This is a genomic window from Bradyrhizobium barranii subsp. apii, from assembly GCF_011516635.5.
GTDB classification, from domain to species: Bacteria; Pseudomonadota; Alphaproteobacteria; order Rhizobiales; family Xanthobacteraceae; genus Bradyrhizobium; species Bradyrhizobium barranii.
This window is the reverse complement of sequence record NZ_CP096255.1, coordinates 8,259,302-8,272,983: the sequence shown is the minus strand read 5'-3', so window position 1 is coordinate 8,272,983 and position 13,682 is coordinate 8,259,302. Positions and strand designations below refer to the sequence as shown.

At 64.2% G+C, this 13,682-nt stretch carries 11 protein-coding genes and 2 pseudogenes; 11 read left to right on the top strand and 2 right to left on the bottom strand.

Annotated features, from left to right (window positions below; all coding sequences use genetic code 11):
• Positions 1–122 precede the first annotated feature (122 nt).
• From HAP41_RS39640 to HAP41_RS39590, 11 genes and pseudogenes are all read left to right on the top strand, one after another.
• Entirely contained in the window at positions 123–1,397 is a 1,275-nt protein-coding gene (locus HAP41_RS39640; RefSeq protein ID WP_166064748.1) for an IS256 family transposase, read from the top strand.
• 86 nt (positions 1,398–1,483) lie between these two features.
• Positions 1,484–2,728 (top strand): hypothetical protein, encoded by a 1,245-nt coding sequence (locus tag HAP41_RS39635; protein WP_166080716.1) that lies wholly within the window; start codon positions 1,484–1,486, stop codon positions 2,726–2,728.
• Positions 2,729–2,948: 220 nt separating this feature from the next.
• On the top strand, positions 2,949–4,115 hold the full coding sequence (locus HAP41_RS39630; protein WP_166080741.1) for a cytochrome P450: 1,167 nt from the start codon (positions 2,949–2,951) through the stop codon (positions 4,113–4,115).
• 96 nt (positions 4,116–4,211) lie between these two features.
• Positions 4,212–4,655 carry a hypothetical protein gene (locus tag HAP41_RS39625; protein ID WP_248577149.1) on the top strand — a complete coding sequence of 148 codons (444 nt, stop codon included), beginning with the start codon at positions 4,212–4,214 and terminating at the stop codon, positions 4,653–4,655.
• A 376-nt stretch (positions 4,656–5,031) separates the two neighbouring features.
• A complete protein-coding gene (locus HAP41_RS39620; RefSeq protein WP_166080757.1) occupies positions 5,032–5,982 on the top strand; it encodes a sulfonate ABC transporter substrate-binding protein in 951 nt (316 codons plus the stop codon).
• 38 nt (positions 5,983–6,020) lie between these two features.
• Positions 6,021–6,982, top strand: a pseudogene (locus HAP41_RS39615) (sulfonate ABC transporter substrate-binding protein).
• Between the two features lie 8 nt (positions 6,983–6,990).
• Positions 6,991–8,157: an FMNH2-dependent alkanesulfonate monooxygenase gene (gene ssuD, locus HAP41_RS39610; protein ID WP_166080805.1), complete on the top strand. Its 1,167-nt coding sequence runs from the start codon at positions 6,991–6,993 to the stop codon at positions 8,155–8,157.
• Entirely contained in the window at positions 8,154–8,960 is an 807-nt protein-coding gene (locus HAP41_RS39605; protein ID WP_166080826.1) for an ABC transporter permease subunit, read from the top strand. Before ssuD ends, HAP41_RS39605 begins: the two co-directional genes overlap by 4 nt.
• A gap of 208 nt (positions 8,961–9,168) precedes the next feature.
• Positions 9,169–9,804 (top strand): annotated as a pseudogene (locus HAP41_RS39600) (ABC transporter ATP-binding protein); the annotation flags it as partial.
• 32 nt (positions 9,805–9,836) lie between these two features.
• Positions 9,837–10,418 (top strand): flavin reductase family protein, encoded by a 582-nt coding sequence (locus tag HAP41_RS39595; protein ID WP_063981198.1) that lies wholly within the window; start codon positions 9,837–9,839, stop codon positions 10,416–10,418.
• 97 nt (positions 10,419–10,515) lie between these two features.
• Positions 10,516–10,671, top strand: coding sequence for a hypothetical protein (locus HAP41_RS39590; RefSeq protein WP_028160973.1), 156 nt, complete (start codon positions 10,516–10,518; stop codon positions 10,669–10,671).
• A gap of 130 nt (positions 10,672–10,801) precedes the next feature.
• On the opposite strand, the gene HAP41_RS39585 is transcribed toward HAP41_RS39590, so the two are convergent.
• Both HAP41_RS39585 and flbD read right to left on the bottom strand, forming a co-directional pair.
• Complete coding sequence (locus HAP41_RS39585; RefSeq protein WP_166080863.1) at positions 10,802–11,950, bottom strand: M20 family metallopeptidase; 1,149 nt, start codon at positions 11,948–11,950, stop codon at positions 10,802–10,804.
• 307 nt (positions 11,951–12,257) lie between these two features.
• Entirely contained in the window at positions 12,258–13,643 is a 1,386-nt protein-coding gene (gene flbD / locus HAP41_RS39580; protein WP_166080893.1) for a sigma-54-dependent transcriptional regulator FlbD, read from the bottom strand.
• Positions 13,644–13,682: the final 39 nt, after the last annotated feature.

The window sequence follows — 13,682 nt, the reverse complement described above, 5'->3', positions numbered from 1 at the left end:
AGATCTACGCGCGCATTGTCAACGGGGATGTCCCGGGTTCTGTTGAATTTCTGAAGAGGTCGGCGTTGCCCACCTTGAGCCGGTAGGCTCGGGGTGCTGATTCCACAAAGGAGAGCAACGCCATGACGAGAGATATCACACCGGCTGGTTGGCCGGCGACCGGGGCTGTGGAGAAATCATTTGCGGAAGTGCGAGCGAGCTTCGATCGGTTCTGCCTTGCGGCAGGAATCGAGGCGCTCGGCACGATGATGGAGGCGGATGTGACAGCGGCCTGCGGGCCGCGCCACGGTCGTGATGCGGCGCGGCGGGCGCACCGTTGGGGCCGAACGCGGGGGCGGATCGGTTTCCACGGCGGCAAGATCGAGGTCGATCGCCCGCGGGTCCGGGGCATGGACGGCCGCGAGGTCACGATCCCGAGCTGGGAAACGGCGGCGCAGGAGGACTGGCTCGGTCGCTGGGCGATGAACCTGATGCTGATCAATGTGTCGACGCGCCGGTTCGGCCGCGCCGTCCGGCTGCCCGAGGGTGACGTGCCGGCACCGCCCGGATCGGGGATTTCGAAGTCGGCGGCCTCGCGGAGGTTCGTGGCTCTGTCGGCGGCGCGGCTGGCCGACTTCATGGCTGCCGATCTGTCCGCGCTCGACCTTCTGGTGGTCCAAATCGACGGGCTGCATCTCGACGACGATCTCGTGCTGGTGGCCGCGATCGGGGTTGACGGCGAAGGCAACAAGCATCCGCTGGCGCTGGTGGAAGGGGCGACCGAGAATGCAGCAACGGTTCAGGCCCTGCTGGACAACCTGGTCTCGCGCGGGCTCGACCCGACGGTGCCAAGACTGTTCATCGCCGACGGCGCGAAGGCGTTGTCGAAGGCGATCCGCCGCACCTTCGGTTCGGCCGCTGCGATCCAGCGCTGCCAGATCCACAAGGCGCGCAACATCATGGAACGCCTGCCGAAAGAGCATCATGCGGCCACCCGCCGGGTGCTGCGCCAGGCCTGGGAGCTCGATGACGCCGACAAGGCTGAAAAATTGATCCGCAATCTCGCGCGTCGACTCGACCAGCAATGGCCCGGCGTTGCGGCCAGTATCCTCGAAGGCCTCGACGAAATCCTGACTGTCGTCCGGTTGAAGTTGCCGAAGGAGCTTCGCCGATCGCTCGCCTGTACCAATATCGCCGAGAACATGATGGGCACCATTCGCCGCGTCACGCGCAACGTTAAACGCTGGCGGGATGCCGGTATGGCCTTGCGATGGGTCGCGGCCGGTATGATCGAGGCCAACAAGGGCTTCCGACGATTGAAGGCGCATAAGCAATTGTCGGTTCTGCGTGCGGCCCTTCAAGCTCACCACGATCGCATGACAATCAAGTCCGTTGCCCACGTCACGAGGGCTGCGTAATATTCATTCCGGCAACGTCGACCCGACGTAGTTCAACAGCGATCGGGACATCCCCTTGTCAACTCCTGAGAGGAGCGAGTCCCGACATGAGACGTCGCGAGTTTGTCACGCAACTAGCCGGTGCGGTGGCGGCTTTGCCAATCGCGGCGCTTGTCCTTGTCCTTGCCCTTGCGAATTCCAAAAGCCTTGCACAGGCAGCCAAGAACGAGCCGAGTACTGAGGCCCTTCGGCTTGAACTCGGCAAGGAAAAATGGCGCGACGAACTTGAGATGCGGGTGCGCGAGCTTGCTCTAAAGGAGCGGGAGCTTTCGCTTCGGGAAGGCGAGCAAGTCAGCTCTAAATGGTTCAATCCTCTCTTTGTCGCGATTTGCGCCGCCGCTCTGGCTGCATTGGGAAACCTCTTGGTCACCTTTTTCAACGGGAGGACCCAGCTAAAGCTTGAGACGAGCAAGGCGGAGTCCACGCGCATTCTTGAAATGATCAAGACCGGCGACACGGAAGCCGCGGCCAAGAACTTGGAATTCTTGCTCGGAGCAGGCTTGGTCGTTGAGAAGGACCAGGCAATCTCTCTTCGAGAATATCTTGATCGTCGGCAGCCGGGCAAAGGTCCGTCGCTACCATCGCCGGGACGATTTGCCTTTGAGTCTACAACTGATCTGACGGCCGACATTCAAACCGAGCTACAGGGAAAACTCGAGGCATACATTGCTTACCTCGACAAGATTGGTTCGCCGCCCGACTTGGTTCAGGCGAAGATCAAGATTGGTGCGGTGCCCGGGCACTATGCCCAGTACCAAAACAACACGCTCGAAATTGACTCCAGGATCGCCCGCGATGTTTTTGTGGCCTTGCGAGAATATAGCCATCACGCTCTAACGTCCAAAACCAACAATCCATGGACGGGAAACTTCGCCGGGATCGAGTCGGGTCTTGCCGACTACTTTCCAGCAAGCTTCTTGAACAACCCACGGGTAGGTGAAATTTCCGCTGAGATCATCCGCCCGGGTCAGCCATATCTCCGTTGCCTCGACAACAGGCTGAAGTTCAAGACGACAAAGGCTTTGAAAGATGATCCCTGGACTACCGGCGAGATTTGGGGCGGTGCGTTCTGGGAAATGCGCAATCGACTAACTGGGGATGTGATCGATCCGATTCTTATGAAGGCATGGTGGTCTTTGTTGGACCACCCGTCCAAGACCAGCGCGCCAAAGGCGTTTGCAGCCGAGGTGCTTGCCGCCGCAAAGCTGAATCAGCACGACAAGACGATCCAAACGATTCTGCGAAATCGTGGATTTTCGCTTGATAAGGCCGCGTCCGTCCCTGGCCCTTAGACGCGATCGGTAGATGCTTTGCGTGGGCTTCGCGGATGGCGGCTCGATCCCCGGCCGTGAGAAGCTGTAGGCGCAGGCCATACAGACCGTCCTTACGGCGGCCCGATTCTTTCCCGATGCTTGGCTGAATCTTTGCCGGCTTGTCCCAATCGCTGGGGACAGACAGACGCCTCCGAAAACGGTAACTTGAGGGATCGAGGAAATTACAAGGGAGCAACGCTTGAGCACCGCGCCGCGCATCGACATCGACCCTGCTTCGTTCTGGGCCGATCCCTATCCGATGCTCGCAAAGATGCGCAAGGAAGCGCCGATCGCCTTCGTGCCGCAACTCGGCTCGACGTTGCTGACGAGCCGCGACGACATCTCGATCTCCGAGAAGCAGATCGACGTGTTCTCCTCGCACCAGCCCGCCGGCTTGATGAACCGACTGATGGGCCACAACATGATGCGCAAGGACGGCGAGGCGCATCAGGTCGAGCGGCGCGCGATGTTTCCGACGGTGTCGCCGAGGACGGTGAAGGCGCACTGGACCGCGCTGTTCCAGGCCCATGCCGACCGCATCATCGGTGCGATCGAGCCGGGGCGGATCGATTTCATGCGCGACTTCGCGCTGCCGTTTTCCGGCGAATGCCTGAAGTCGATCACCGGCCTCACCAATATCGGCTTCCAGGAGATGGATTCGTGGTCGCAAGGCATGATCGAGGGGATCGCGAACTATGGCGGCGATCCCGCGGTCGAGGCGCGCTGTCATGCGGCGACGTCGGGCATTGATGCTGCGATCGACGACATTCTGCCCGTGATGCACAAGCATCCCGATCAAAGTATCCTCGGCGTACTCCTCGCTGCGGGCATGCCGATGGAGAGCGTGCGCGCAAATGTAAAACTCGCGATCTCTGGCGGCCAGAACGAGCCGCGCAAGGCGATCGCCGGCACGGTGTGGGCGCTGCTGAGCCATCCCGAGCAGCTCGATCTCGTGCGCAAGGGCGAGGTGACCTGGCTCGAGGCGTTCGAGGAGTATGCCCGCTGGATTTCGCCGATCGGCATGTCGCCGCGGCGCATCGCAAAATCGTGGAGCATCCGTGACGTCTCGTTCGAGACTGACGAGTGCGTGTTCCTGATGTTCGGCTCCGCCAATCGCGACGAGAAGCATTTTGAGCGCGCCGACCAGTTCGACGTGCGGCGCGACACCTCCAAGAGCGTCGCCTTCGGCGCGGGCCCGCATTTCTGCGCCGGCGCCTGGGCCTCGCGCGCGATGATCGCGGACGTCGCGCTGCCCACGGTGTTCGCGAGGGCGAGTCGTCTCGAACTTGCCGACGATGAGCCAGTGCGGATCGGCGGCTGGGCGTTCCGCGGCCTGCTGAACCTGCCGGTGAGGTGGGCGCACTGACCAGACGACGGTCGTCGTGACGGCGAACTCGTGTCGTCGGACGATTGAACCGCATCGTTCCCCGGCGACACACATGACGTCATGTCCATTGGCGTCATGTCTATCCAGTTCTGGCCCAAGCCGTGGCTTGAATCGCCTCTGGCTGCCGCGTCGGCGCTGATCGCGTTGCTGGTCGTCGTACCGGCGCGCGCCGCCGGACCGTCCTCCATTTCCGGCTGCTGGACGCAGACCTCGCTTGTGCCTTACGCCCAGACGCCGCCCGGCAAGGAGTGGGGTTCGCGGACCTGGTGCTTCAGGCCAGATGGGACGATGACCAGTGTCCACATCGCATGCGGCCGCGGCGGTTGCGACGGTTGGGATCGGGACGGACGTTACCGCTGGCGACGGCCGATCGTGTGGATCTCCGACGTCGATACGTCAGACGACGGCAAACATCAGACAAAGGTGTGGCGTCGATGTCGCGTCAGTTTCCGCGCCAGGGATCGCATGGTGCTCGAGAATTGCTATTTCTCGTCCAATCCCTGGGTGCGCGAGCACTGACCGCGCCTTGTCGGAGGCCCCGATCCACACACTGCCATGATGCCATCATGCTCCTGTTTTGCCCGACGTGTCAAACGAACTTCGGATAATGCGTAAGTAACTGTTTTCGCACGCCCCGGCTACTGTGCATGGGGTTGTTTTCGCGGTTTTTGGTTCCGGCCGCCAGTCAAGAGATCGAACGCGCGCGGCCTTCACATCCGCGTGCAGAAAAATTCCATCTTCATTCGCTCCGCCGATTGAAAGATTAATCGTGCGCTCCGCCACACGCGTAGTGCTCGCATCGCTATTTTCCCGCGCGTCTCGACACCTTTCCCTCCCCGCACCATCATTCCCCAGACCTGAATGAATGACGGCCGCGTGTGGCCGGGAGTCTGGAATGCAGCGTCGTGACTTCTTGAAATTGTCCGCTGGAACCGCAGTCGCGGCGGCGTTCACCTCGCGAGCGAACGCGCAAGGCGCGGCGAAGGAAATTCGTATCGGCTACCAGAAGACCGGCGTGCTGGTTATCACGCGCCAGCAGGCTTCCTTGGAAAAGCATTTCAATCCGCAAGGAATCGACGTGAAATGGGTCGAGTTCTCCTCGGGCCCGCCGATGATGGAGGCGATGAACGTCGGTAGTGTCGACTTCGGTTCGGTCGGCGATTCCCCGCCGGTGTTCGCCCAGGCCGCCGGAGCGGCGATCGTCTATGCCGCGGGCCAGCCCATCACCAACGGCCAGGGCATCCTGGTGCCGAAGGATTCGCCGATCCGCTCGATCGCCGACTTGAAGGGCAAGCGTATCGGTTTCACCAAGGGGTCCAGCGCCCACAATGTCGTGGTGCAGACGCTGGAGAAGGCCGGTCTCACCTATGCCGACATCACCCCGGTCTATCTGACGCCGCCCGATGCCGGTCCCGCCTTCGCCAATGGCAGCATCGAGGCCTGGGCGATCTGGGATCCCTATTTCGCGATCGGTGAGACCAAGCAGGGCGGCCGCATCCTGATCAATGCGCGCGAAGTCACCAAGACCAACTCGTTCTACATCGCCAACCGCGAGTTCGCGAAGAACCACGGCTCCATCCTGCAACAGATCGTCGACGTCACGACCGCGACCGGCAAATGGGCCGAACAGCACCGCGGTGAGGTCGCCAAATCGCTCGCCGCAGTCACCGGCGTCCCCTTGGACATCCAGACCGTCGCGGCCGACCGGGCTAACTTCGTGGTCGGCCCCGTCACCGACGACATCGTCGTGACCCAGCAGGGCGTCGCCGACCGCTTCTACAAGCTCGGCCTGATCCCGAAGCCGATCGTCGTTCGCGACATCGTCTGGCGTAACCCGGCAGCCTGATCGTGCCGACCACTCTTCCCACGCACAAGGGTTTGAACATGAGGCGTATCATTCAGCGTCTGATCGCGGCCATCGTGCTGTCGATCGGCATCGTCGCCGCCGCGGTCGGCACCTCCTACGGCCAGGACAAACAAGACAAGGTGGTCCGCATCGGCTACCAGAAATACGGCAAGCTGGTGCTGCTCAAGAGCAAGGGCACGCTGGAGCCGAAGCTCGCCGCCGACGGCTACAAGGTGGTGTGGACCGAATTCCCGTCCGGCCCGCCGCTGCTCGAAGCGCTCAATGTCGGCGCGATCGATTTCGGCAACACCGGCGAGGCCCCACCGATCTTCGCGCAGGCCGCCGGCGCGCCGATCCAGTACGTCGCCTACGAGCCGCCGGCGCCGAAGGGCGAGCGATCCTGGTGCCGAAGGACAGCCCGCTGAAATCGGTCGCCGATCTCAAGGGCAAGAAGGTCGCGCTCAACAAGGGCTCCAACGTCCACTATCTCCTGGTCAAGGCGCTGGAGAAGGCGGGTGTCAGATATTCCGAGATCGAGCCGGTGTTCCTCGCGCCGGCCGATGCGCGCGCTGCCTTCGAGCGCGGCGCGGTCGATGCCTGGGTGATCTGGGATCCGTTCCAGGCCGCGGCCGAAGCCGCCACCGGTGCGCGCACGCTCGCCGACGGCACCGGCATCGTCGCCAACTACCAGTTCTATTTCGCCTCGAAGAAATTCCTCGAAGCCAACCCGAAGATCGTCGATGCCGTGCTGGCCGAGCTGAGCTCGGTCGACGATTGGGCCAAGGGCGACATCCACGCGGTTGCCGAGCAGCTGGCGCCGGCGATCGGCCTGTCGGTCCCCGTGGTCGAGGTGGCGCTGAAGCGGCAGGCCTACGGCATCAAGCCGATCACCGATGCCGTCATCGCCGATCAGCAGCAGGTTGCGGATGCGTTCTTCGCGCTCAACCTGATCCCCAAATCCATCAAGATTTCCGACGTGGCCCGGAAACCAGGATCGTGAGCAAGCACATGAGTAAGCAGTCCAACGCCAACATCCTCTGGTTCCTGCCGACCCACGGCGACGGCCGCTATCTCGGCACCGGCATCGGCGGCCGTGAGGTCAATTTCAACTATCTGCGCCAGATCGCGCAGGCCGCCGACCAGCTCGGTTATTACGGCGTGCTGTTGCCGACCGGGCGATCTTGCGAGGATTCCTGGATCGTCGCCTCCTCGGTTGCGCCGTTCACCGAGCGGCTGCGCTACCTCGTGGCTGTCCGCCCCGGCCTGCAATCGCCGAGCGTGGCGGCGCGCATGACGGCGACGCTCGACCGCGTCACCAATGGCCGGCTTCTCGTCAACGTCGTCACCGGCGGCGATCCCGTCGAGAACAAGGGCGACGGCATTTTCCTCGGCCATGACGAGCGCTACGAGGTCACCCGCGAGTTCCTCAGCGTCTATAGCGACCTGCTCGCCGGCAGGACCGTCAATGTCGAGGGCAAGCACATCCATGTCGAGGGTGGCAAGCTGCTGTTTCCGCCGGTGCAGTCGCCGCGGCCGCCGCTCTATTTCGGCGGTTCGTCCGATGCCGGCATCGACGTCGCCGTCGACGCGGTCGACAAATATCTCACCTGGGGTGAGCCGCCGGCTCTGGTTGCCGAGAAGATCGCGAAGGTGAGGGAGGTCGCAGCTGCGCGCGGCCGCAAGCTCTCCTTCGGCATTCGTCTTCATGTGATCGTCCGCGAGACCAATGACGAGGCCTGGCGCGCCGCGAACGAGCTGATCAGGCATGTCAGCGACGACACCATCGCGCTGGCGCAGAAGAACTTTGCCCGCATGGACTCCGTCGGTCAGCAGCGCATGGCGCAGCTCCATGGCGGCAAGCGCGACAAGCTCGAGATCGCCCCGAACCTGTGGGCCGGTGTCGGTCTCGTGCGCGGTGGCGCCGGCACGGCGCTGGTCGGCGACGCCCAGACGGTAGCGGCGCGCATCAGGGAGTATCAGGACATCGGCATCGATACCTTCATCATGTCGGGTTACCCGCATCTGGAGGAGGCGTATCGCTTCGCCGAGCTGGTGTTCCCGCTGCTCTCGCTGGAGCAGCCGAGCAACGTGACCAAGCTGCACTTCAACGGCGGTCCTTTTGGCGAAACGGTCGGCAGCGATTTCCGTCCGCAGCAGCGGGTGTCCGAGTCATGAGCCTGATCGACAGCGTTTCACTCCCGCGCAGCTTTCGCCTGCCGCGAGTCGACGGCCTGATCCAGTGGATCGTGCCGCTCGCCATTGTCGCGATCTGGCAAGTCGCCTGCGTCACCGGCTTCGTGCCGACCCGCGTGCTGCCCGCTCCGAGCGACGTCGCGCTGGCCGGATGGAAGCTGCTGCTCTCCGGCGAGCTCCTGCGCAACATCTGGGTGTCGTTCTGGCGTGCCTCGATCGGCTTCCTGATCGGTGGCGGCATCGGTTTCGCCTTCGGTCTCGCCAACGGCCTGTCGCAGCTCTCGGCCAAGCTCACCGACACCACGTTGCAGATGGTGCGCAACGTGCCGCATCTGGCGCTGATCCCGCTGGTCATTCTGTGGTTCGGCATCGACGAGAGCGCAAAACTGTTCCTGGTGGCGCTCGGCGTGTTCTTCCCGATCTACCTCAACACGCTGCACGGCATCCGCACCGTGGATCCGCAGCTGATCGAGATGGGCCGCATCTACGGCATGACCGACAGTGAGCTGTTCCGCCGCGTGATCTTCCCCGGCGCGTTGCCCTCGATCTTCGTCGGCATCCGCTTTGCGCTCGGCATCATGTGGCTCACCCTGATCGTCGCCGAGACCATCGCGGCCTCCTCGGGCCTCGGTTACATGGCGATGCAGGCGCGCGAGTTCATGCTGATCGACGTCGTCGTGCTCTCGATCCTGATTTACGCTCTGCTCGGCAAGCTCGCTGACAGCGCCTCCCGTGTGCTGGAGCGCCTGACGCTCTCCTGGCACCCCGCCTTCCAGAAATGCTGAGAGTGACATGCAGAGAGCTCTTCGTACGGCCCTTCCCGAAACCGAGCTCGCCAGCCGCGCCAATTTCGTGCCGCAGGCACGCGTCGTGCGCGAGGAGCGCCCGGCGCAGACGACAGGCCTGCCGCTCAGCATCCGCGGCTTGCGCAAATCCTACGGCGACAACGAGGTGCTGCGCGGCATCGACCTGCACATTCCCGCCGGCCAGTTCGTCGCCATCGTCGGCAAGAGCGGTTGCGGCAAGAGCACGCTCTTGCGGCTGATCGCCGGCCTGGAAAAGATCGACGCCGGCAGCATCAGCTTCGGAAAGGATGTCCAGCCCGAGGACATCCGCGTGATGTTCCAGGAGCCACGGCTGCTGCCCTGGGCGCGGGTGCTCTCCAATGTCGAGGTCGGTCTCGGCCGTAATCGCTCATCCAGTGATGCGCATGCGCGCGCCGAGAAGGCGCTGACCGAGGTCGGGTTGACCGACAAGCGCGACCAGTGGCCGTCGGTGCTGTCGGGCGGCCAGAAGCAGCGCGTTGCGCTCGCCCGTGCGCTGGTCTCCCATCCGCGTGTGCTCGCCTTCGACGAGCCGCTCGGCGCGCTGGACGCGCTGACCCGCATCTCGATGCAGCGGCTGCTGGAGCGGGTCTGGCGCGACCAGGGCTTTACCGCGATCCTGGTGACCCACGACGTCGCCGAGGCCGTCGCGCTGGCCGACCGGGTCCTGGTGATCGACGAGGGCCGGATTGCCCACGATGTTACGGTTAACACCGGCCGGCCGCGCGAACGCGGCTCCGCCGAGCTCGCAAGCCTCGAAGGCTCGATCCTGAGCCATCTTTTGTCGGCGGACGATCGTACCTAAATACAGGGGAACCCCGCTTCGGGGACCATGCCATGAATGTAGTGCCTCGCGATCTCATGACTGAAACTGCCGTCTCGTCCGCCGATTTCCGCGGCGCCATGCGCCACCTCACCGGCGGCGTCAGCGTCATCACCGCCGGGCGGGGCAAGGACATTACCGGCATGACGGTGACCTCGGTGACCTCGCTGGCGGTCGATCCGCCGACGCTGCTGGTCAGCATCAACCGCGATGCCTCGTCCTTCCCGCTGATCCGCCGCTACGGCGCCTTCGGCGTCAACATCCTCGCGGCTGACCAGCTGGACGTCGCCGAGCGTTTTGCCGGCAAGGGCGGGCTGAAGGGGGCCGATCGCTTTGCGGGCAGCCAGTGGGTCACCGCGGTCTCGGGCGTTCCGCTGCTGGTCGGTGCATTGTCCGCGGTCGATTGCGAGGTCGAGGAGATCGTCGAGCGCCACTCGCATGGCATCGTCATCGGCCGCGTCAGCAGCGTCAGGAATTCGACCCGCAATGCTGCACTGGCCTATTGGCACGGCCAGTACGTGGCGGTCGACCAGGACGAAGACGCGGCGAGGCTCGCCGAGGTCAGCGTTCCCGCCCGCGGCCTGCGCGGCGTTTGATCGCTGCGCTAGGGCGGCCCGCAGGCTGGCCTTTTCCCCGTCATCGCTCTAGAAGCGCCCTGAGCCGCCCCGTCCGGGACGGCCATGGAGCGGAACGATGAAGCGCGTCGCCACCTGGGCCTTCTACGCCATCGGCGCGCTCGCGATCGGCTACCTCGCGCTCTACGCCTATGCGATGTTCAGCGGCCAGCCGATCGTGCCGGGCGACCCCATCCACATCTTCCGCAAGCCGGACGCGCCGAGTTATTCGTGAGATTTCGTAGGGTGGTTTAGCCGAAGTCTCGTAGGGTGGGCAAAGCGAAGCGTGCCCACCGCTGCTATCGAACGAGACGAATGGTGGGCACGGCGCAAATGCGCCTTTACCCACCCTACGACACCTTCGCTCACCCCCGCAAAATCGCCAGCGCCAGCGCCTGGGCGCGCGGCACGATGCTGTCGAGTTCGAGATATTCCTCCGGCGTGTGCGCGAGCCCGCCGACCGGCCCGAGGCCGCAGATGGTCGGTGTGCCGACTGCGGCGGTGAAGCCGGAATCGGCGCAGCCGCCTGAAAACTCGCCCTGGAGCGTGGTGAGGCCGACCTGCTTTGCGGCCGCTTGATAGCCTTCGAACAGTGCCTTCGACTCCGTGCTCTGCACCACCGGCACGAACTCGCCCTTCACCGTCAGCGTCGCGCTGGTACCCGGGACGTAGGACGTCGCGATGATCTTCTCGATCGCCGCCATGATCCTCGCACGATCCGCCGGATCGACGTAACGCAGGTCGATCTGTCCCTCGGCTGAGGGCGCCGTGGTGTTCACCGACTGCCCGCCCGAGACGAGACCGACATTCAGCGTGATGCCCTTGTCGAGATCGGTCAGCGCGTGGATCTGGACGATCTTGTGCGCGAGCTCGCCGATCGCACTGACGCCCGCGGCGAAATTGGCACCGGAATGCGCGGCTTTGCCCGTAATGGCAAAGTGCATGAAGATGCCGCCCTTGCGGCCGGTGACGATGTTGCCGGTCGGCCGTCCCGGCTCGGAATTGAACACGGCGCGTGCGGCGCGTCCCTCGCGCTCGATCACCGGGCGCGAGGAGGGCGAGCCGATCTCCTCGTCCGAGGTGATCAGCACCTTGATCGGATGCGGGCTGCCGCCGAATTTGTGGAAGGCGGTCGCCACAAAGATGTTCATCACGACGCCGGACTTCATGTCGGCAACGCCGGGACCATAGGCGCGCTTGCCCTCAATCGTGAACGGACGCCGTCCGGCCTCGCCCTTGCCGAACACGGTGTCGCGATGGCCCATCAACAGCACCGGCTTCTCGTTGCTGCCGGGTTTGGCGATCTCGGCATGGATCGCATCGCCGAAGGTGGCGTTGCTCTCGCGCCGGAACGAAATGCCGTGCTCGGCAAAATGCCGTTCGAACCGCGCACCGACCGCATCGACGCCTTCCTTGTCATAGGATCCGGAATCGATGTTCACGACATCGCGCAGCAGATCGATCATCGCCTGCCGCTGCGACGCCAGCCAGTCCGTGATTTGAGCTTCCGACATGTGGTTCCTCGCGTTGTTCCCACGCGGGGTTATAGGGCGTTGCACGGCCGCGACCTAGTCGCCGGATGCGGTGCGGCCATGTTCACCGGTGTCGTCCCCGCGAACGCGGGGACCCATACCGCGGAATCTATCGATGTGGTCGGTAGGAGTACCGAACGACGGGTCTTCGCCAAACTCCTCTCTGGGGTTATGGGTCCCGGCGTTCGCCGGGACGACACTGAGAGTGTGGCGACTACGCGCCTTACCAACAAAAACAAAATGCCCGGGAGTTGGCCCGGGCATTTGCAGTCACAACCAGCGTGGAGACCTACGCCCCCACCATCGGCATCCGCGGATATTCGCCCGGCGTTCCCGCCGGTGTGATCGGAATTCCGCCGTCGGAATATTCCTTGAGCTTGTTGCGCAGCGTGCGGATCGAGATGCCCAGGATATTCGCGGCATGGGTCCGGTTGCCGAGACAGTGCTTCAGCGTCTCCAGGATCAGGTCGCGTTCGACGTCGGCGACGGTGCGGCCCACAAGCGCCCGCGTCACCTGCTCGGCGGCCATGGTCGCATGCGCCACGGCCGGGGCGGTCTTGGCGAGGTCGAGGCGGTCGCCGTCGGGTGTGAGGATCGCGTCGGGGCCGATCTCGTCGCCCTGCGCCATCAGCACCGAGCGGTGCATGGTGTTTTCGAGCTCGCGGACGTTGCCCTGCCAGCGGTTGGTGGAGAGCACGCGGCGCGCGTCCGCGGAGATCGGGCGCACCGGTACGCCGTTGGCTTCGGCATATTTCTTCACGAAATGCTGGGCGAGCTCGAGGATGTCGAGGGGACGCTCGCGCAGCGGCGGGATCTTCAGGTTCACGACGTTGAGGCGGAAAAGCAGGTCCTCGCGGAACGTGCCCTCGCGCACGGCTTCCGCCAGGTTGCGGTTCGAGGTCGCGATGATGCGGATGTCCACCGGTACCGGCTTGGTGCCGCCGACGCGGTCGATCACGCGCTCCTGGATGGCGCGCAGCAGTTTTGATTGCAGGCGGACGTCCATCTCCGAGATTTCGTCGAGCAGCAGCGTGCCGCCGGTCGCTTCCTCGAACTTGCCGATGCGGCGCGCGATCGCGCCGGTGAAGGCGCCCTTCTCGTGGCCGAACAGTTCGGATTCCAGCAGATGCTCGGGGATCGCGGCGCAGTTGATCGAGATGAACGGCCGCTTGGCGCGCGCCGAGCGGGTGTGGACGTAACGGGCCAGCACTTCCTTGCCGGTTCCGGACTCGCCGGTGACCATCACCGAGGCGTCGGAGCCCGCGATCTGCTGGGCGAGCTTGATCACCTTGGCCATCGCCTCGTCGCGATAGACCAGTTCGCGGGAATCGTTGGCGACGGCGGCCAGCACCGCGGCGATCAGTTCCGGATCCGGCGGCAGCGGGATGTATTCCTTGGCGCCGGCGTGGATCGCGGCGACCGCGGCGCGGGCGTCGTTGGTGATGCCGCAGGCGACGATCGGCGCGTGGATGTGCTCGGCCTCGAGCCGCATCACGAGGTCGCGGATGTCGAGGGCGACGTCGACCAGCAGGAGGTCGGCGCCCTTGCCGCCGCGCAGCACGCGCATCGCCTGCTCGTGATCCTCGGCGTGGGTCACGGTGGCGCCGTTCTCCATCGCGATCTTGGTGGCGGTGGTGAGCTGGCCCTTCAATGTGCCAACGATGAGAAGCCGCATGTCAGTCTCCTGTCCGTCTGGTCGCGCTGCCGCGCGTCA